16 protein-coding genes are annotated in these 18039 nt (G+C 65.6%); 6 read left to right on the top strand and 10 right to left on the bottom strand.

From position 1 onward, the window contains the following. The first annotated feature begins 66 nt into the window (after nucleotides 1-66). The 6 genes from CJ028_RS15675 (at nucleotide 67) to CJ028_RS15650 (ending at nucleotide 6649) form a co-directional block, all read left to right on the top strand. Complete coding sequence (locus tag CJ028_RS15675; protein WP_240607346.1) at nucleotides 67-786, top strand: NUDIX hydrolase; 720 nt, start codon at nucleotides 67-69, stop codon at nucleotides 784-786. A 37-nt stretch (nucleotides 787-823) separates the two neighbouring features. Beyond that, nucleotides 824-2170 (top strand): quinolinate synthase NadA, encoded by a 1347-nt coding sequence (gene nadA, locus CJ028_RS15670; protein WP_105036152.1) that lies wholly within the window; start codon nucleotides 824-826, stop codon nucleotides 2168-2170. Nucleotide 2171: 1 nt separating this feature from the next. Then, nucleotides 2172-3776: an L-aspartate oxidase gene (gene nadB / locus CJ028_RS15665; RefSeq protein ID WP_105036151.1), complete on the top strand. Its 1605-nt coding sequence runs from the start codon at nucleotides 2172-2174 to the stop codon at nucleotides 3774-3776. After that, nucleotides 3770-4648 (top strand): carboxylating nicotinate-nucleotide diphosphorylase, encoded by an 879-nt coding sequence (gene nadC / locus CJ028_RS15660; protein WP_105036150.1) that lies wholly within the window; start codon nucleotides 3770-3772, stop codon nucleotides 4646-4648. Before nadB ends, nadC begins: the two co-directional genes overlap by 7 nt. A gap of 3 nt (nucleotides 4649-4651) precedes the next feature. Next, nucleotides 4652-5794: a cysteine desulfurase family protein gene (locus CJ028_RS15655; protein WP_105036149.1), complete on the top strand. Its 1143-nt coding sequence runs from the start codon at nucleotides 4652-4654 to the stop codon at nucleotides 5792-5794. Nucleotides 5795-5884: 90 nt separating this feature from the next. After that, the gene (locus CJ028_RS15650; protein WP_105036148.1) at nucleotides 5885-6649 is read left to right on the top strand and encodes a GntR family transcriptional regulator; all 765 of its coding nucleotides are present in this window, start codon (nucleotides 5885-5887) and stop codon (nucleotides 6647-6649) included. A gap of 65 nt (nucleotides 6650-6714) precedes the next feature. On the opposite strand, the gene CJ028_RS15645 is transcribed toward CJ028_RS15650, so the two are convergent. The 10 genes from CJ028_RS15645 to iolC form a co-directional block, all read right to left on the bottom strand. Then, nucleotides 6715-7512 carry an ATP-binding cassette domain-containing protein gene (locus CJ028_RS15645; protein WP_105036147.1) on the bottom strand — a complete coding sequence of 266 codons (798 nt, stop codon included), beginning with the start codon at nucleotides 7510-7512 and terminating at the stop codon, nucleotides 6715-6717. Beyond that, entirely contained in the window at nucleotides 7509-8549 is a 1041-nt protein-coding gene (locus CJ028_RS15640; RefSeq protein ID WP_105036146.1) for an ABC transporter permease, read from the bottom strand. The genes CJ028_RS15645 and CJ028_RS15640 overlap by 4 nt, the downstream gene beginning before the upstream one ends. Next, on the bottom strand, nucleotides 8546-9517 hold the full coding sequence (locus CJ028_RS15635) for a sugar ABC transporter substrate-binding protein (RefSeq protein WP_105036145.1): 972 nt from the start codon (nucleotides 9515-9517) through the stop codon (nucleotides 8546-8548). Before CJ028_RS15635 ends, CJ028_RS15640 begins: the two co-directional genes overlap by 4 nt. A 65-nt stretch (nucleotides 9518-9582) precedes the next feature. Continuing rightward, nucleotides 9583-10479 (bottom strand): TIM barrel protein, encoded by an 897-nt coding sequence (locus CJ028_RS15630; protein ID WP_240607345.1) that lies wholly within the window; start codon nucleotides 10477-10479, stop codon nucleotides 9583-9585. 2 nt (nucleotides 10480-10481) lie between these two features. Beyond that, nucleotides 10482-11480 (bottom strand): Gfo/Idh/MocA family protein, encoded by a 999-nt coding sequence (locus CJ028_RS15625; RefSeq protein WP_105036144.1) that lies wholly within the window; start codon nucleotides 11478-11480, stop codon nucleotides 10482-10484. Nucleotides 11481-11604: 124 nt separating this feature from the next. Then, nucleotides 11605-13491 carry a 3D-(3,5/4)-trihydroxycyclohexane-1,2-dione acylhydrolase (decyclizing) gene (iolD, locus tag CJ028_RS15620; RefSeq protein ID WP_105036143.1) on the bottom strand — a complete coding sequence of 629 codons (1887 nt, stop codon included), beginning with the start codon at nucleotides 13489-13491 and terminating at the stop codon, nucleotides 11605-11607. A gap of 47 nt (nucleotides 13492-13538) precedes the next feature. Further along, nucleotides 13539-14444, bottom strand: coding sequence for a 5-deoxy-glucuronate isomerase (gene iolB / locus CJ028_RS15615; protein ID WP_105036142.1), 906 nt, complete (start codon nucleotides 14442-14444; stop codon nucleotides 13539-13541). A 3-nt stretch (nucleotides 14445-14447) separates the two neighbouring features. Further along, nucleotides 14448-15959: a CoA-acylating methylmalonate-semialdehyde dehydrogenase gene (locus CJ028_RS15610; RefSeq protein WP_105036141.1), complete on the bottom strand. Its 1512-nt coding sequence runs from the start codon at nucleotides 15957-15959 to the stop codon at nucleotides 14448-14450. A 36-nt stretch (nucleotides 15960-15995) separates the two neighbouring features. After that, nucleotides 15996-16877, bottom strand: a complete 882-nt coding sequence (locus CJ028_RS15605; RefSeq protein WP_105036140.1) for a Cgl0159 family (beta/alpha)8-fold protein — start codon at nucleotides 16875-16877, stop codon at nucleotides 15996-15998. After that, nucleotides 16874-17836, bottom strand: a complete 963-nt coding sequence (iolC, locus tag CJ028_RS15600; RefSeq protein ID WP_105036139.1) for a 5-dehydro-2-deoxygluconokinase — start codon at nucleotides 17834-17836, stop codon at nucleotides 16874-16876. The genes CJ028_RS15605 and iolC overlap by 4 nt, the downstream gene beginning before the upstream one ends. Nucleotides 17837-18039 lie beyond the last annotated feature (203 nt).

Here is an 18039-nt window from a genome sequence, read left to right as displayed (position 1 = left end):
GAGTCAATTTGACTATATGATGGACCCAGCAGTTAAAGTCACACCGACCTTTACGACTGGACCCCCGTGCTGGAGCACCACCTGACCGAGCAGAGCCCACTCGAGCGCGGCAGCGTGCAGGCGACCCTCGCGGTTTCCACGGTTATCTTCGCGCTGCGCCCCGACGACGAGTCAGGCCTGAAGACACTCTGGCTGCCTCTGGTGCGGCGCACCCGCGACCCGCACCGAGACCTGTGGGCGCTGCCCGGCGGATGGCTGCCGGCCGACGAAGAGCTCGCCGCCGCCGCCGGCCGCACTCTGCGCGAGACCACAGACCTGTCCCCGCGCTATCTGGAACAGCTCTATACCTTCGGTGACATCGACCGCTCCCCCGGGCTTCGCGTCGTCTCCGTCGTGTACTGGGCGCTGGTGCGTTCGGAGGTCGCGGAGCGGGCATCCGTTGGGGAAAACGTGCGTTGGTTTGCGGCCGATCAACTGCCGCCACTGGCTTTTGACCACAACCGCATCGTGGAATACGCGCTCTGGCGGCTCCGCACCAAGGTGGAATACGCGCGAATCGCCCATGCCTTTCTCGGTGACACGTTCACCCTGGCCCAGCTGCGCGAGGTGCACGAGGCCGTGCTGCAAAAGGCGCTCGACCCGGCCAATTTTCGGCGGTCGATGGAGTCGAGCGGCACCCTGATCAGCACCGATCAACATGTGGCCGGTGCCCGGCATCGGCCGGCGCGACTGTACCGCTACGACGATCGGGCCAGCGAACACGACCCACCGGGACCGACCCGCTAAATCCCCTCACCCCTCTTTATTCTCAAGGAGCACGACCATGACTATTCCCTCGGTCGAGACCACCATTCGTCTCATCGGCACCGGCAATGCCGCCGGCAGCACGTGCAGCCCCGACCTGGCGACCGCGCCGTGGGAATTCGACGCCGGCACGCCCGGCTACGGGCCGGGTTCGTCGATGGGCGACGTGATTCCGGCCGGATCTCCGCGTCAGGGAGCGCTGCCCGAGCGCTACCGCACCGCCTCGCCCGAAGAACTCAGCGCCCGCATCGTCGAGGCCAAGAACGTCCTCGGTGACTCGGTCGTGATTCTCGGCCACTTCTACCAGCGCGACGAAGTGCTGCGCCACGCCGATTTCGTCGGCGACAGCTTTCAGCTCGCCCAGGCCACGCAGAGCCGCCCCGACGCGGCCGCGATCGTGTTCTGCGGCGTGCACTTCATGGCCGAAACTGCCGACCTGCTCTCCGGGCCAGACCAGGCCGTGATCCTGCCGAACTTGGCCGCTGGCTGCTCGATGGCCGACATGGCCGACATCGACTCGGTCACCGAATGCTGGGAGCAGCTCGAAGAGCTGTACGGGACCGAAGCGGACGCCTCCGGCCGGGTTCCGGTGATTCCGGTCACCTACATGAATTCCTCCGCCGCGCTCAAGGGCTTCTGCGGCGAGCACGGCGGCATCGTCTGCACCTCGTCGAACGCCCAGGCAGTGCTTGAGTGGGCCTTCGAACGCGGCCAGCGCGTTCTGTTCTTTCCCGACCAGCACCTCGGCCGCAACACCGCTAAGGCTATGGGCGTGCCGCTCGATGCGATGCCGATGTGGAACCCGGCCAAACCGCTCGGTGGAAACACGGCCGACGAGCTCGCGGCCGCACGCGTCGTGCTCTGGCACGGTTTCTGCAGCGTGCACCGCCGCTTCACCGTGCCGCAGATCGAGGCCGCCCGCGTCGAACACCCGGGTGTGCGGGTCTTGGTGCACCCGGAATGCCCGATGGCTGTCGTCGACGCCGCCGACTCGGCCGGCTCTACCGACTTCATCGCCAAAGCCATCGCCGCGGCCCCGGCCGGCACGACCTTCGCCATCGGCACCGAGATCAACCTGGTAAACCGGCTGGCTGCCCAGCACCCCGAGCACGAGATTTTCTGCCTCGACCCGGTGATCTGCCCCTGCTCGACCATGTATCGCATCCACGCCGGTTACCTGGCCTGGGTGCTCGAAGCACTGATCGGCGGCGGCGAGGCACCGGGCGAGGTGCTCAATCAGATCACGGTCTCTGCCGATGTGGCCGATCACGCGCGGGTCGCCCTCGAGCGGATGCTGGCAGCCCGGCCACCGGCATCCACCGCACCCAGTAGTACCCTGCCGAACCCGCAGCTGATCGGCGTCTGACATGGCCTCGATCCTCGTCATCGGCAGCGGCCTCGGCGGCCTGCTGGCCGCGGTGCGGGCAGCGGATGCCGGCCACCGCGTGGTGCTCGTCACCAAGTCGCAGCTTTCGGAGAGCAATACCCGCTACGCGCAGGGAGGCATTGCCGCTGCCCTGTTTCTCGACGACTCGGTCGACGCGCACGTGCTCGACACCCTGCGCGCCGGCGCCGGACTCTGCGACCCGGCCGCGGTGCGAGTGCTCTGCGAAGAAGGTCCGGCGCGGGTGCGCGACCTCATCCGCTTTGGCGTGGATTTCGACCGAGATGAATCGGGCGTAGCCCGGGGCCTTGAAGCTGCGCACTCCCGCTCCCGAGTCGTGCACGCCGGAGGCGATGCCACCGGCGCTGCCGTCGAGGCTGCCCTCGTGGCGACCGTGCGGCGCCGGACCGCGATCGAGGTGCGGGAACACACCATGCTGGTCGACCTGCTGACCGCCGACGACGGCGCGGTGCGCGGCGCTCGGGTGCTCGGCCCCGACGGAGTTCAACGAAACCTCGACGCCGACGCTGTGATCCTCGCCACCGGCGGGGCCGGCGCCCTCTACAAGCACACCACCAACCCCTCAGTCGCCACCGGCGACGGGGTGGCGGCGGCGTGGCGGGCCGGGGCATCCGTTTCCGATCTGGAGTTCTACCAATTTCACCCGACCGCCCTCGCTGTGCCGGGGACGCCGCTCGTGTCGGAGGCGGTGCGGGGCGAAGGCGCAGTGCTGCGGGGCTCCCTCGGCGAGCGCTTCATGCTCGCCGAGCACCCCGACGCCGAACTCGCCCCGCGCGACGTCGTCGCCCGCGCTATCGCCCGCCAAATGGAACGGCAGAACGGAGCCCCGGTAGTGCTCGACGCCACCGGTCTCGGGCATGAACTACTCGAAACCCGTTTTCCCACCATCACCGCCGCCTGCCGGACTGCGGGCCTCGACTGGGCGGCCGAGGCGATTCCGGTGGCCCCGGCCGCGCACTACTGGATGGGCGGCGTCGAAACGGATGCCTGGGCTCGCACCACCCTGCCCGGCCTCTTCGCCGTCGGCGAGGTCGCCCGCACCGGGGCTCACGGCGCCAACCGACTCGCCTCCAACTCGCTGCTCGAGGCCGCCGTCTTCGCCGACCGCGCAGTGCGCGCCCTCGACCAGCCCTGGCGAGCCGGCACCCTTCCGCACTCGCGGATCGAAATCTCGACAATCTCGATCCACGGCCTGCCCAACGAGACCGCCATAGGATCCCCATCAGGCGATCTCGCAACGCTGGTCGATCGTCCCACTCTGCAGCATTTGCTCTGGCACTCCGCCGGAGTGCACCGCTCCGGCCTCGGCCTGGCCGCAGCCGCCGCTACGCTCGCTGAGTGGTCGTCACCCGCCGCTAGCAGCACCTCAGTTGCCGCCCTCGAAGACCGCAACCTGCTCGACCTCGCGCGTCTGCTGGTGACCGCCGCTCTGGCCCGCGAGGAATCACGCGGCGCGCACTACCGGTCGGACTTCACCGAGACCCAGCCCGAGCTGGCCCAGTCCAGCTCACAGGCACGCTCGCAATCCCTCGAACTCGTTCCGGCCAAGGAGGCCATCGCATGCTGAGCAATCACTCCATCGACGTTGTCGTACGGGCAGCCCTCGACGAAGACGCCCCCTGGGGCGACCTCACCTCGGCCGTACTCATTCCCGAGGACGCCGTCGCGACCGCCAGGCTCGAGGCCCGCGAACCGGGCGTGTACAGCGGCAGCGCCGTGTTCGCCGCTGCATTCCGCCTCACCGACCCCCGCATCGAGGTACGCCAGTTCGTCGCCGACGGTGACCACTTCTCCCGGGGCGCAACACTGGCCGAGGTGACCGGCCCGGCCCGCGGCATCCTGCAAGCTGAGCGTATCGGTCTCAACTTCGTGCAGCGGATGAGCGGAATCGCCACTCTGACCGCCCGATACGTCGCCGAGACTGCCGGTACCACGGCCCGCATCGTCGATACCCGCAAGACCACGCCGGGCCTCCGCGCCCTGGAACGGCAGGCCGTGCGCGACGGCGGCGGCCACAACCACCGATTCAGCCTCTCCGACACCGTCATGGCCAAGGACAACCACCTCGCCATCCTCGCAGCCGGGCCGCTCGGCCTCACCGAGGCGCTGCGTGACGTACGCGCCCGCCTCTCGCACACCACCCACTTCGAGGTGGAGGTCGACCGGCTGGACCAGATCGAGGACGTGCTCGCGGCCGGCATCGACACAATCATGCTCGACAACTTCAGCCCCGAAGACCTGCTCACAGGCGTCACGCAGGTCGCCGGCCGAGCGATCGTCGAGGCCAGCGGCGGCGTCTCGCTGGAAACGGTGCGGCACATTGCGGCATCCGGTGTCGATGTCATCTCGGTCGGAGCGCTCACCCACAGCGTGCATTCCCTCGACCTCGGCCTCGATATTGCCATTCGGGTGAACGCGCCGGCCGGGTTCGCGCTCTGAACCATGATCTACCTGGACAACGCCGCGACCACCCCGGTACGCCGCGAGGCACTTGAGGCCATGTGGCCGCAGCTCACGAGCGGCTTCGGCAACCCGTCGAGCCACCACCAGGTCGGCGAGGCCGCGGCAGCCGCGCTGCTGCAGGCGCGCGCCAGCGTGGCCCGATCGCTGGGATGTCGCCCCGGAGAGGTTGTGTTCACGAGCGGCGGCACCGAGAGCGACAACCTCGCCATCAAGGGAATCGCCCTCGGCGCCCAGCGCGGCCGTCACATCGTCACCACCCCGATCGAACACGAGGCCGCGCTCGAATCCTGCGACTACCTGCGCCGGCTGCACGGTTTTGAAATCACCCTGCTGCCAGTGGATGCTGCTGGCCGGGTCGACCCCGAAGACCTCGCCCGCGCGCTCCGCCCCGACACCACCCTCGTTTCCGTGCACTACGCCAACAACGAGGTCGGCACAGTGCAACCCGTCACGGAGCTCGCTGCCATCGCCCACACCGCTGGCGTACCGTTCCACACCGACGCGGTGCAGGCCGGCGGCTGGCTCGACCTCACTGTAACGACGCTCGGCGTGGACGCGCTGAGCCTCTCCGGCCACAAGCTCGGCGCTCCCCCCGGTATCGGAGCGCTCTTTCTGCGCGGTCGCCTGGTGATCGAACCGTTGCTGCACGGTGGCGGCCAGGAGCGCGGCAAACGCAGTGGCACCGAGAACGTCGCCGGCGCTGTGGCCCTGGCCGTGGCGCTGCGCCTGGCCGGCGCGGAACGCGTCGAAGCCGCCCAGCGAACCAGCGCCCTCCGCGATGAATTTATCGCCACCGTGTTGCGCGATACGCCCTCGGCCCGGCTCACCGGCCACCCCACCGAGCGCCTGCCCGGCACCGCGTCGTTCGTGTTCCCCGGCACGAGCGGTGAGGCGGTTCTGCTGGAGCTCGAAGCGCGCGGCATCGTCTGTTCGAGCGGGTCCGCCTGCGCGGCCGGAAGCAGCGAACCCTCCCACGTGCTCACCGCCATGGGCCTGCCCGCCGACGTGGCCCAGACGGCGGTGCGGTTTACGCTGGGTGCCGGTACGAGCGCGGCGGAAGCGGCCGAGGCTGCGGCATCCGTTCGTGAAGCGGTCGCCGCGGTTGCCAGCCTCGGTGACTGAACTACTGACAACGAAAACTTGACGTGATATTGTCATGACAACTGGCCAAAGCCCTGAGCTTGTCAGTTAACTCGTCAGCGAAGGGGTCACATGAGCGTGCAAGACGAAAAAACCCTGCCCATGGGTATGTTCATGGATCTGCAACGGTCCGGCCCGATTCCGCTGTATTTTCAAGTTTCCCAGCGCATCGAAAAAGCCATCCTGAGCGGCGAACTGCCCGCCGGGTCACGTCTGGAGAACGAGGTCGCGCTCGGCCAGCGACTGGGTCTCAGCCGCCCCACAGTGCGCCGCGCCATCCAGGAAATCGTCGACAAGGGTCTGCTGGTACGTCGTCGCGGCATCGGCACGCAGGTCGTGCACGGCCAGGTTACCCGCAAGGTCGAGCTGACCAGCCTCTACGACGACCTCACCAACACGCACAAGGTTCCGTCCACACACCTGCTCACGCTCGAATCCCAGCCAGCGGATGCGAAAACTGCCGAGCGCCTCGGCGTAGCCGAGGGTAATCCAACGTTGCACCTGCGCCGCGTGCGGCTGGCTGACGACGTGCCCGTCGCCGTAATGGAAAACTGGCTCCCCGAAGAGTTCATCGGCATCGAACCCAATGATCTCGTCGCGCACGGCCTGTATCAGGTGCTGCGCTCGCGCGGCGTGACGATGCGCGTGGCCCGCCAGCATATCGGGGCCCGCAAGTCCACCATCGAAGAGTCCGCCCTGCTGGAAATCGAGAAGAACTCGGCCCTGCTCACCATGGACCGCACGGCCTTCGACAACTCCGGTCGCGCGGTTGAGTTCGGCCAACACTGCTACCGTCCCGACCTCTACTCCTTCGAAGTGACCCTGGTCGAAAAGTAAAACGCGGTCTGGCCGTCTGACCCCGGAAGGTCAGACGGCCAGACTTTTTCGTGCCCGTAGCTGGGTCAGGCGCGCGCAAGCTCGTGCGCCAGAGCGTCGAGTTCCGCTCCGCCAGCCATGAGCTTCGTCATTTCTTCGATGGAGATCTCGCTCTTCTTGAAATCGCCGAGGCTGGTACCACGCTTCAGCAGCAGGAACCGGTCGCCGACCGGATAAGCATGGTGCGGGTTGTGCGTGATGAAGACCACGCCCAGACCGCGATCGCGGGCCTGCGCGATGTATTTCAGCACCACACCGGCCTGCTTGACGCCCAGAGCAGAGGTCGGCTCGTCGAGAATGACGACCTTGGCGCCAAAGTACACGGCTCTGGCGATGGCCACCGATTGGCGCTCACCGCCCGACAGGGTACCGATCGGCTGGTCAACATCGCGCAGGTCGATACCCATTTTGGCGAGCTCTTCCTTGGTGATCCGGCGCATCCCCTTCACGTCCAGCTGGCTGAACGGGCCGAACCCACGGGTCAGCTCGGAGCCCAGAAAGAAGTTGCGCCACACCGGCATCAACGGAACAACCGCGAGGTCCTGGTAGACCGTCGCAATGCCCAGATCCAGCGCCTCGCGTGGGCTGCCGAAGGTGCGCTCGACACCGTAGGCGAGAAGCTTTCCCTGGGTGTGCGCGTGCGCCCCGGACAGAATCTTGATGAACGTCGACTTGCCGGCACCGTTGTCTCCCAGCACACAGAGCACCTCGCCGATCCCCACTGAGGCCGAAACGCCCTGCAGCGCCAGAATGGAACCGTAGGTTTTACCGATGTCACGAACTTCGAGAATGGGCGGGGCAGCGGATGCCTCTGCGTGCGTCATGAGCGGACTCCTGCCTGTCGGCGTACATATAGGTTGACGAGCACGGCCAGTAACAGCATTCCGCCGAGGAACGCCTTGAGCCAGTTGTTATCCCACTGGGCGAACACGATGCCCTGCAGGGTCATGCCGTAGATCAACGCGCCAACGGCCGCGCCGATGGCCGATCCATAACCGCCGGTCAGCAGACATCCGCCGACCACTGCACAGATGATATAGATGAATTCCTGGCCGATTCCGGTCGTGGCCTGCACAGTTGACACGTCGAACAACTGGAGCATTCCGACGAGCCAGCCGGCACCAGCGGTCGTCATGAACAGGCCCATTTTGACCTTCATGACCGGCACACCCACCTGGCGCGAGCTCGTGATCTGGCCACCGACCGCGAAGATCCAGTTTCCGGAGCGGGTACGCAGCAGAATCCAGGTGGCGAGAGCAGTGATGGCGATCCACCAGATGATGGACACCTTCACGTTCATGCCCAAGAGGTTGAAGGAGGAGCCGAAGAACACCTTGACGGCATCGAAACCCGGCACGGCGCTCATACCCTGAATTGAGACCGTGCCGGTGATGATCTTCGTAACCGCGAGGTTGACCCCCTGGAGAATGAAGAACGTGGCCAGCGTCACGATGAAGCTCGGTAGACCCGTCTTCATCACCACGAAGGCGTTCGCGGCGCCGATGGCCAGTGCAATCGCCAGGGCGATCACGAGAGCGAGCCAGATATTGACGCCCCACTCGGTCGTGACGATCCCGACGATCAGGCCCGTGGTACCGACCATGGCACCGGCGGAGAGGTCGAACTCCCCGCCGATCATGAGCAGGGCCACAGCGACGGCCATGATGCCGAACAGCGAAGCCGAGTAGAGCCAGGTGGCCACGCCGGCAGGCGTCAGAAACGCCTGCGTCGCGACCGAGAAGAAGGTGAAAATGGCGAGGGCGGCAACCGCCGCGCCGACCTCGGGTCGGCGCAGCAGCTTGATGACCAGACCAGCTGGCTTGATCCGCTCATCGGTCACCGCTGGTGCGGTGAGCGTCATCGCGTTCCATTCTTCGCGAACTTCGCGACCTGCTCCGCGTTGTCCTTGGTAACGAAGCCGGGGCCGGAGTAGACCGGCATGCCGCCACCGACAACGTCGCCGTTCCGAGCCTGCAGGGTGAGGAAGGTCACCGGTAGGTAGCCCTGGGAGTAGGGCTGCTGGTCGACGGCGAACAGAATCTTGCCGTCCAGGATGAGCTGCGTGACGTCGGAGGACACATCGAAGGTCGCGAGCTTTGCCGAACTCGCCGCTTCTTCGATAGCCTGGCTCGCCGCAACTGCGACGCCCGGGTTTAGCGTGAGCACGCCATCGATGGACGAGTCGGCCAGAAGACTACTCTTGATGGTGTTCTGAGCATCAGCGACGTTCGCGACGTCGACCTGAACGTTGGTGACTTTGCCGCCGAGGGTGTCAGCTGCACCCCTGCAGCGTTCTTCCAGTCCGCTATTGCCTGCCTCGTGGATGACGCAGATGACGTTGCTGACATCGGCAGCGGCGAGCTGTTCCCCCGCGCCCTGACCGGCGATGAACTCACTCTGTCCCACGTGGGTCTGCGCTCCGAATGCCTTGGACTGCTCCAGGCCGGAGTTGATCGTGATGACCGGGATGCCAGCGGCGATAGCCTTTTCCACTGCGTTCTTGACGCCGTCAGGGTTAGCCATCGAGACGATGAGACCGTCGGGGTGAGTCGCAACGGCGGCGTCGATGAGCTGGCTCTGCTTGACCGGATCGCCGTCGCCCTGGTAGGTGACTGTTGCGCCGAGATCCTTGCCGGCCTGCTCCGCGCCGCTCTTGACCACGTCCCAGAAGGTGTCTCCCGGGGAGCCGTGGGTCACGACGGCGATCGTGACCTCGGCGCCGGCTGTCGCGACGTCGGTGGTGGCTACCGTGTTCGTGGTGGCCGTGCAGCCGGTGAGGGCGAGCGGCAGGACGACGAGCGCCGCCATCCAGCGAGATGTGAGCTTCATTAGTGGATCCTCCATTGGATACTTGTGAATGGTGCCGTGCTGTGTGTGCTGCAGGTCGTGAGAAGTTATTGGGGAGTCGCCAAACCGGCGATGAAGTCGATGCTGGCGCGCACGTCAGAGAGCGGACCCTCGCCCACGGGCGGGTTCTCGGTCAGGATCGTGTCCTGTTCGAGAACGTAGTAGCCGGCGTAGCCGGCCGCCTCAAGCGAACGAACGATCGTCGCAATGTCGATGTCGCCCGTGCCGAGCGTCGTGTACATGCCCAGACGCACAGCGTCGGTGTAGCTGAGGTCCTTGCGCTGCACCTGCTCGGCCAAGTCACGGCGCACATCCTTGAGGTGTACGTGGCTTATCCGGGCGGCGTTGCTCCTGGCCAGTTCGACCGGGTCGGTACCGCCGATCAATAGGTGTCCGGTGTCAAGGCAGAGCCCAATGTGAGAGCCGTTCAACACCCGCGCGACATCGTCGCTCGATTCGATCATCGTTCCGACATGCGGGTGAATGGATGCCACCACCCCACGCGCGGCCGCCGTTTGCACCAGACGATCCAGGTTAGACAGAAGTGTGGCCCATTGCTGCTCGCTTAGCGTCGGCCGGGAGTCATAGCCGATCTGGCCGGTGTCTGCCGACAGTACGAGCCGGGTTGCCCCAGCCGCCACGAACGAGTCGAGTTCAGCTTCAATCACCGGAACTGGGTCGCTGCCCGCGTCATGCAGCACAATCGGCACGAACCCACCGACGGCCTTGAGACCCGCGTCGGAGAGTGTTGCCGCTCTGTCACTCGGGCTGACCGGCAGGAACCCGTCGGGGCCGAACTCGGTCGCCACGACGCCAAGGTCACGCATCTCTCCGAGGACACGCTCGGGGGTGAGTTGAAATCCCCAGCCGGGAACCTCACACACTCCCCAGGAAATCGGTGCGGCGGCGATGCGGCTCAGCAGGGTGGCAGATGCCTCGGACACGGTCACCGCTTGACTTCGTCGAGACGTACGGGGCGGCCCTCGGCGCGGGACAGTTCGGCAGCCTCGGCGATATAGAGCGCTTCAAGGGCATCCCGCGGGGTGCACGGGCTCACGGTCTCACCGGCGGCGACGGTGACGAATCGGGCTAGCTCAGCCGCGTAGGCCGGAGCGAATCGTTCCTGAAAGTTCGGCCAGGCGGACTCGGTGGGAAAGCTTACGCCGGGCTCGGCGCTGGTCAGCGGCACGCGCTCGTCGAGTCCGACGGAACGGTTTCCGAGGCTGCCGGCCAGTTCCATGCGCACGTCGTAGCCTGCGCCGTTGTAGCGCGAGCCCTGCACGGTGACCAGGGTGCCGTCATCGAGGGTGAGCAGGGCTGCTGATTCGTCGACGTCGCCTGCATCGCCGAAGAAGGAGGCGCCGCGGTTGGCGCCGGTCGCGAACACCGTAGCGACCTCGCGGCCGGTGACCCAGCGCAGAATGTCGAAGTCGTGAATGTGGCAGTCACGGTAGATTCCACCGCTGGTGGGAATGTACTCGGCCGGGGGCGGTGTCGGGTCGCAGGTCAGCACGTGCATGCGGCGCAAATCGCCGATGTCGCCGTTTTGCAGGGCGCGCCTGGCCTCGGTGTAGCCGGCGTCGAAACGGCGCTGGAATCCGATCTGAACGGGAACGTCGTGACGCTCGACCTCGTCGACAAGCGCGATGCTTGAAGCAAGATTCTCGGCCAGCGGCTTCTCGCAGAAAGTCGGAATGCCGGCGCGCACGGCCCGCACAATGAGCTCGGCGTGGGCCGAGGTCGGCGCGGCAATCACGAAGCCGTCCGGCTTCGACGCGAATGCCTCGTCGATCGTGGCGGAAGCCGAACCGACCGAAGCGGCAGCGGCGGCTGCGCGGGCCGGGTCGAGATCAGCGATCAAGAGGTCGGTGACACCGGCCTGCGCCTTCAGCGTGCCGACGTGAGAGAGCCCGATCCTGCCGGCGCCCAGAACTACGAATCGCACGTTATTGCCTCCACAGTGAGTTTGTTTTGTTGTCCTGATGTTGTTGCTTTTGACCACGGTATACGGTTGCCAAACGGTCGTCAAGGGTTTGTCTTGACATACTGACAAATCTTGTCGACACGGTTTAGGCGCCGAGATACGGGCGCTGATTTTCACGTTGAGCCATGTAGTCCAGACGCGCTTGTGTCGTGCTGTCGAGAGCTGAAACTTCGGCCACCGGCACGTCCCACCAGCTCTCCGTATCGGGCGAGAACAACAAGGGATCGCTGTTGATGTGGATGAGGGTGGCCGTGCTGGATGCCTTCGCCGTTTTCATGGCCACGGCAAGATCGGCGATGGCGTTTGTCCCCGGTTCGACTCTGATCACGGCAATTCCGAGACTTGCTGCGTTGGCCGCCAGGTCGATCGGCAACGTCGCATCCGTTTCGAAGTTGTTGTGGGCCTTGTCCTGAAAACGATACTGCGTGCCATACCGTTGCGAGCCCACCGTGTCGCTGAGATGGCCGATGGAGGCGTAGCCGTGATTTTGTACCAGCACGATGATGACTTTAAGCCCCTCGGCCACGGCCGACACGATCTCGGTGTGCATCATCAGGTAGGAGCCGTCGCCGACCAGGACGATTGAGTCGCGGTCCGGTGCTGCACGCCGCACGCCGATGCCTCCGGCGATCTCGTACCCCATGCACGAGAACCCGTATTCCACGTGGTAGCCGAGTTCGTCGCGCACCCGCCAGAGTTTATGCAGGTCCCCGGGTAGCGAACCGGCCGCGCAGACGACCACGTCGCGCGGGTCCGAGGCGTGCTGCACGGCACCGATAATTTCCGACTGTGCTGGCAACGGCCGCCCGCTGGGCGCGATCGCTGCATCGACGACCGCGGTCCACTCTGCCTTTTCCGAGCGGATGCGATCGGCGTATTCAGCGTCGACGCGGTAGCGGTCGAGACCCCCCGTTAACTCCAACAGAGCTTCCCGGGCATCGGCGACCACCGCAATGGTGGCACCGTGCTTGATCGCGTCGAATGACGCCACGTTGATGTTGACGAAGCGAACCCCCGGATGTTGAAAGGCGGTGCGGCTGCCAGTCGTGAAGTCGCTGTAGCGGGTGCCGATTCCGATGATCAGGTCGGCGTCACGGGCCACGCGGTTGGCGGCGGTCGTTCCGGTGGTCCCCACGGCGCCGAGGCTCTGCGGGTGGTCCCACACCAGCGATCCGACGCCGGCCTGCGAGGTACCCACCGGAATACCGGTGAGTTCGACGAAGGCGGCGAGCGCCGCTGCAGCGTCCGAGTAGATGACGCCTCCGCCGGCGACGATCATGGGGCGATTGGCCTCGCGAATGGCCCGCACCACCTGGTCGATGACGCCGCGATCGGGTCGGGGGCGCCGGATGTGCCAGTCCCGGTCGGCGAGAAACTCTACCGGCACGTCCAGCGCCTGCGCCTGCACGTCCTCCGGAAGGCACAGCGTGACCGCACCCGTTTCAACCGGGTCGGTGAGTACCCGCAGGGCGCCGATCGCGGCCGAGAAGAGCTGTTCGGGGCGTTGCACCCGGTCAAAGAACCGAGACAGCGGTTTGAAAGCATCGTTCACGCTGATGCTCGCGTCGTGCGGCAGCTCCAACTGCTGCAGCACCGGGTCTGCCACCCTGGTGGCAAAGGTATCGGAGGGAAGGAGCAGCACGGGGAGCCGGTTGATCGTCGCCAGGGCGGCGCCGGTCAGCATGTTTGTGGCACCGGGCCCGACCGAGGCGGTGCAGGCGAAAGTCGACCGCCGCCGACGCATCCGTGAAAAGGCCACCGACTCGTGCACCATCCCCTGCTCATTTCGTGCCTGGTGATACGGCATCAGCGTGGGGTCTTCGACGGACAGCTGTTTGAGGGCCTGGCCGATTCCCGCGACGTTTCCGTGACCGAAGATGCCGAAGGTTCCCACGATCGTGCGCTCCCGCACGTCGCCATCAACGGTGTACTGGTGCGCGAGAAACTCGATGAGGGCCTGGCTAACTGTCATGCGACGAGTAGTCACTGCGTTGTGTCCTTTCGGTAATGCCTGGGAAGTCAAGAAGTGTAGGGAAGCCGGGAATCGAACTCCTGGCCCACCCAAGTGTCACGAATCCAGCCGTGCGCCGGATCATCGCTGATCTGCCACGAGCGGTCCGGATCCGGCCCGGCCATCACATTGAGGTAATAGAGGTCGTAGCCGGGGGCCGCCACGCACGGTCCATGCCAGCCGAACGGAACGAGGGCGACGTCACCGGTGCGCACCTCGGCCATGATGTCGATATCGCCGGCCTCGGAGGAATAGGTGCGCATGAGGCCGAACGGTTTCGCCGTCTCCGGCGCAATCTGGCCACGGGTGACGTTGCTCTCGAAGTAGTAGATCTCCTCCAGCTTCGACTCCACGCCGGGGGTGTACTCGTCGTGCTTGTGCGGCGGGTAGCTCGACCAGTTCTCGGCCGGAGTGATCACCTCACACACGATCAACCGGTCGGCCGCAAGGCTGGCCGGAGTGCCGAAGTTGTGCACCTGACGGCTGGAGCGACCAGCCCCGCGCAGCTCGATCGGGACATCCGCTTTCGGAATATAGGCCACCGGAAGCACCCGGTCGGTCGGCGCCTCGGCCACCGCGACCCGGCCTGCGCCTTCAACCGCCAGAGCGGTGCCGGTGGGCAGGTAGAGCGTGTCGGTCGGTCCGTGAAAAACGGATGCTCGCCCCGCGAGAACCCGCACCCGCGGCTCGGTCTCCCCCGCGAGCCTGTACCGCACCGTGAACGAGCCCGCGAGGGGCACCACGATGCGTTCGACCGCTTCCGCAGCCAGCGACACGGAGTCTCCCGCAGCCAGGGCGGCGACGCGGATACCGGTATAACGCCATCCGCTGATAGCGGTGTCGACGACGGATTCCCAGCCGTCACGCTCGAGGGAGCCCCTGGCATAGAACCAGTCAGCGGATGGCGTCGCCATCGTCTAGTTGTTCTCTGGGAAGCCGAGGTTGATGCCGCCGTGGCTCGGGTCGAGCCAGCGGCTGGTGATGGCCTTGCCGCGCGTGAAGAAGTGCACGCCCTCGACGCCGTGCGCCTTGGTGTCGCCGAACAGAGAGTTCTTCCAGCCCCCGAAGGAGAAGTACGACACGGGAACCGGGATCGGTACGTTGATGCCGATCATGCCCACCTCGATCTCGTTCTGAAAACGGCGAGCCGCGCCGCCGTCGTTGGTGAAGATGGCGGTTCCGTTGCCAAAGGCACCGGAGTTGATCAGCTCAACGCCCTCCTCGTAGCTCGCCACGCGTACCACCGAGAGTACCGGGCCGAAGATCTCTTCGGTGTACGCCTTGGACGTCACCGGCAGGGCATCGATCAGGGTCGGGCCGAGCCAGAATCCGTTCGGGTCGCCGTTAACCTCGATGCCGCGGCCATCGACGACGATGTTGGCACCGTCTTCCTTCGCAATGTCGATGTAGCTGGCGACCTTGTCGCGGTGCACCTCCGTGACGAGCGGGCCCATATCGCAGGAGCGACGACCGTCGCCAACGGTGAGGGTGTTCATGCGCGTGACAATTTTCTCGATCAGCACGTCGGCGACGGGTTCGACAGCGACGATCACGCTGATGGCCATGCAGCGCTCCCCCGCGCTGCCGAAGCCGGCGTTGATGGCGGAGTCAGCGACGAGGTCGAGGTCGGCGTCTGGCAGCACCAGCATGTGGTTCTTAGCTCCGCCGAGGGCCTGGATGCGCTTGCCGTGGCGAGTGCCGGTTTCATAGACGTACTGGGCGATGGGGGTCGAACCAACGAAGGAGATGGCCTTCACGTCGGGGTGCTCGAGCAGGCCGTCGACGGACTCCTTGTCGCCCTGTAGCACGGTAAACACACCGTCGGGGAGGCCGGCTTCCTGGAGCAGTTTGGCCATCCAGATGGCCGAGCTCGGGTCCTTCTCGCTCGGCTTGAGGATGACCGCGTTGCCGGCCGCGAGCGCGAGCGGGAAGAACCACATGGGAACCATGGCCGGAAAATTGAAGGGGCTGATCACGGCGACAACGCCGAGGGCCTGGCGGGTGGAGTATACGTCGACGCCGGTGGAGACGTTTTCTGAGTAGTCCCCCTTGAGCAGATGCGGAATACCGCAGGCGAATTCAACGACCTCCTGGCCGCGGGAAATCTCGCCGAGGGCATCGGAAAGCACCTTGCCGTGCTCGCTGGTGATGATCTCGGCCATTTCACCCTTGCGGGCGTTGAGCAGCTCACGAAAGCTGAACAAAACCTGCTGACGCTTGGCCATGGACAGGTCGCGCCAGGCGGGAAAAGCGGCCTTGGCGCTCGCGATGGCGGCCGCAATCTCGGCCTGGTCGGCGAGCGACACGTTTTTGCTGACCGTGCCCAGAGCGGGGTCGTAAACCGGGGCGGTGCGGCCGGAGATTCCCGGTTGCTCCTTTCCGTTGATCCAGTGCGCGACGAGGGCTAAATCCGTGGTTGTTCCGGGCATAGTGGTCTTCTTTCTGAACGAGAGTGGATGAAAGTTTCAGGCGCCGTGCACGAGGGCGGCGGCGGTGTCGATAGCCGACTCGACGTTGCCGTCGTGCGGGTAGAGCAGGCTGCGGCCCACGACGAGTCCGCGCACTCCGGGGAGGTCAAGGGCGTGGCGCCAGGATTCGAACGTTTCGGTCTGGTCGCCGACCGGGTCACCACCGAGGAGCAGAGTCGGTAGAGTGGTGGCCGCCATCACGCGGTCCATGTCGGCAACGACCGGCAGCTTCAGCCAAGAGTAGGCGCTGGAGTTGCCGAGGCCCTCGGCGATGGCAATCGAGAGGATGACGGCATCCGCCGTGAGGTCGTTCTTGACGCGACCGTCGACCCAGGAGCTCATGAACGGCTCCAGCATGATCGGGATACCGGCCGCTGCCGCCTCGCTCACGGCCAGCGCTGTCGCCTCGAGGGTGGTCAGCGAGCCGGCATCTTCGAGGTTGATGCGTACGAGATTCTTGGCGAAGTCGATGCGGTCGCGCTGGATGCGGTCGATGTCGTAGGCGGTGTAGCGGTCATCCATTTCGAAGGACGAACCCCACAGCCCGCCGCGGTTCATCGATCCGACCACGATCTTGTCGTCGAGCAGTCCGAGCAGGGCCAGGTCGTCGATGATGTCGGGGGTACCCAGCACGCCGTCAACGCCCGGACGGGAGAGCGCGGTCGCGAGGCTTTCGAGCAGCGCATATCGGTTGGCCATGGCTGTGGCATCTTTACGCACGCCGAGGGCGCCGCGGGCACGATGATCGGCGGCCACGATGAATAGTCGGCCATCGCCGCGAATCAGCTCGCGCCGCGTGCGGCTGGCCAGAATCTCGCCGATGCGCTCGGGGTTCGCCGCGCGGGCATGACGCAGCGCGTCGAAGTCAAGCCTGGTCATGCTGGCAGTCCCTTCATGATTTCTTCAACCTCAGTGGTCGTTGGCATGGCAGTCGAGCATTCCCGACGGCTGGCGACGATGGCGCCGGCCACATTGGCGAATTGCAGGATACGGCGCAGCGGCCACTCCTGCAGCAGTCCGTAGCAGAGCGCCCCGCCAAAGCTGTCGCCGGCGCCGAGGCCGTTGACCACGTCGACGAAATACGGCGGCACCTCGACGGTTTCGGTGCGAGTCTTCGCGAGCACGCCCTTGGGACCCTGTTTAACGATGGCCAGTTCGATGCCGCGTTCCAACAGCGCGTCGGCGGCGCGCAGCGGTTCGGTCTCCCCGACGGCGACCTCACACTCCTCCTTGTTGCCGACAGCGACGGTGACGTGACTGAGGGCCAGTGCGACCTGGGCGCTCGCTTCCGCGGGCGAAGCCCAGAACATGGGCCGGTAGTCCAGATCGAGAATGGTCAGCGGCCTGCGGCCTCTGGCCTGCCAGGCCGCGAAATGAGCGGATCGGCTCGGTTCTTCGCTCAGACCGGTCACGGTCGACCAGTAGATGCTGGCGTTCGCGATGGCCGCGAGGTCGAGTTCATCAGGATTAATGACGAGGTCGGGGGCTTTGGGTGCCCGGTAGAAGTAGAGCGGAAAGTCATCCGGCGGAAAGATCTCGCAGAACACGACGGGGGTGTTCAGGTCGGGCACGCCGGAGACGTACTCATCGCTCACGCCCAGGCGGCGCAGTTCCTGGTGAATGTAGTTGCCGAACGGGTCGTTTCCGGTACGCGTGACGACCGCTGAGGCCAGGCCATGCCGCGCCGCTGCGACGGCAACGTTCGTGGCACTGCCACCGAGGTACTTGCCGAAGGTCGAGACGTCTTCGAGGCCGACGCCATCCTGCAAGGGATAGATGTCAACGCTGACGCGACCAATGGTCAGCACATCGTGGGGGGTTCGCGGTGAGGTCGTCATACGTCGATGGGCAACTTTCAGAACTCGAAGCGGTCGGCGTTGCGCCGTTTACCCCACAGTAGCGCCCTTTGCGCTTAATGTCATGACATATTCACAACAACTTCGATCAGAGTCAGCGCGGAGCGTCGGGAACGGCGCCGCCGGGCGAGGAAACTCTTGTTCTAGTGCGCCCGGTGCCCGATCCGGTCGAGTCAGCAAGGGGG

Origin of the sequence: Cryobacterium aureum, assembly GCF_002954245.1 — a bacterium.
Taxonomy (GTDB): domain Bacteria; phylum Actinomycetota; class Actinomycetes; order Actinomycetales; family Microbacteriaceae; genus Cryobacterium; species Cryobacterium aureum.
Note: the sequence above shows the minus strand (reverse complement) of the source record. Positions and strands in the feature narration are given on the sequence as shown.

What these genes read in the sequence shown, in the direction of transcription:
- CJ028_RS15635 (WP_105036145.1), bottom strand. Translation starts at nt 9,517, where the DNA reads ATGAAGCTCACATCTCGCTGGATGGCGGCGCTCGTCGTCCTGCCGCTC.
- iolD (WP_105036143.1), bottom strand. Translation starts at nt 13,491, where the DNA reads ATGACAGTTAGCCAGGCCCTCATCGAGTTTCTCGCGCACCAGTACACC.
- nadA (WP_105036152.1), top strand. Translation starts at nt 824, where the DNA reads ATGACTATTCCCTCGGTCGAGACCACCATTCGTCTCATCGGCACCGGC.
- iolB (WP_105036142.1), bottom strand. Translation starts at nt 14,444, where the DNA reads ATGGCGACGCCATCCGCTGACTGGTTCTATGCCAGGGGCTCCCTCGAG.
- CJ028_RS15610 (WP_105036141.1), bottom strand. Translation starts at nt 15,959, where the DNA reads ATGCCCGGAACAACCACGGATTTAGCCCTCGTCGCGCACTGGATCAAC.
- CJ028_RS15605 (WP_105036140.1), bottom strand. Translation starts at nt 16,877, where the DNA reads ATGACCAGGCTTGACTTCGACGCGCTGCGTCATGCCCGCGCGGCGAAC.
- CJ028_RS15645 (WP_105036147.1), bottom strand. Translation starts at nt 7,512, where the DNA reads ATGACGCACGCAGAGGCATCCGCTGCCCCGCCCATTCTCGAAGTTCGT.
- CJ028_RS15640 (WP_105036146.1), bottom strand. Translation starts at nt 8,549, where the DNA reads ATGACGCTCACCGCACCAGCGGTGACCGATGAGCGGATCAAGCCAGCT.
- CJ028_RS15655 (WP_105036149.1), top strand. Translation starts at nt 4,652, where the DNA reads ATGATCTACCTGGACAACGCCGCGACCACCCCGGTACGCCGCGAGGCA.
- iolC (WP_105036139.1), bottom strand. Translation starts at nt 17,836, where the DNA reads ATGACGACCTCACCGCGAACCCCCCACGATGTGCTGACCATTGGTCGC.
- nadC (WP_105036150.1), top strand. Translation starts at nt 3,770, where the DNA reads ATGCTGAGCAATCACTCCATCGACGTTGTCGTACGGGCAGCCCTCGAC.
- nadB (WP_105036151.1), top strand. Translation starts at nt 2,172, where the DNA reads ATGGCCTCGATCCTCGTCATCGGCAGCGGCCTCGGCGGCCTGCTGGCC.
- CJ028_RS15650 (WP_105036148.1), top strand. Translation starts at nt 5,885, where the DNA reads ATGAGCGTGCAAGACGAAAAAACCCTGCCCATGGGTATGTTCATGGAT.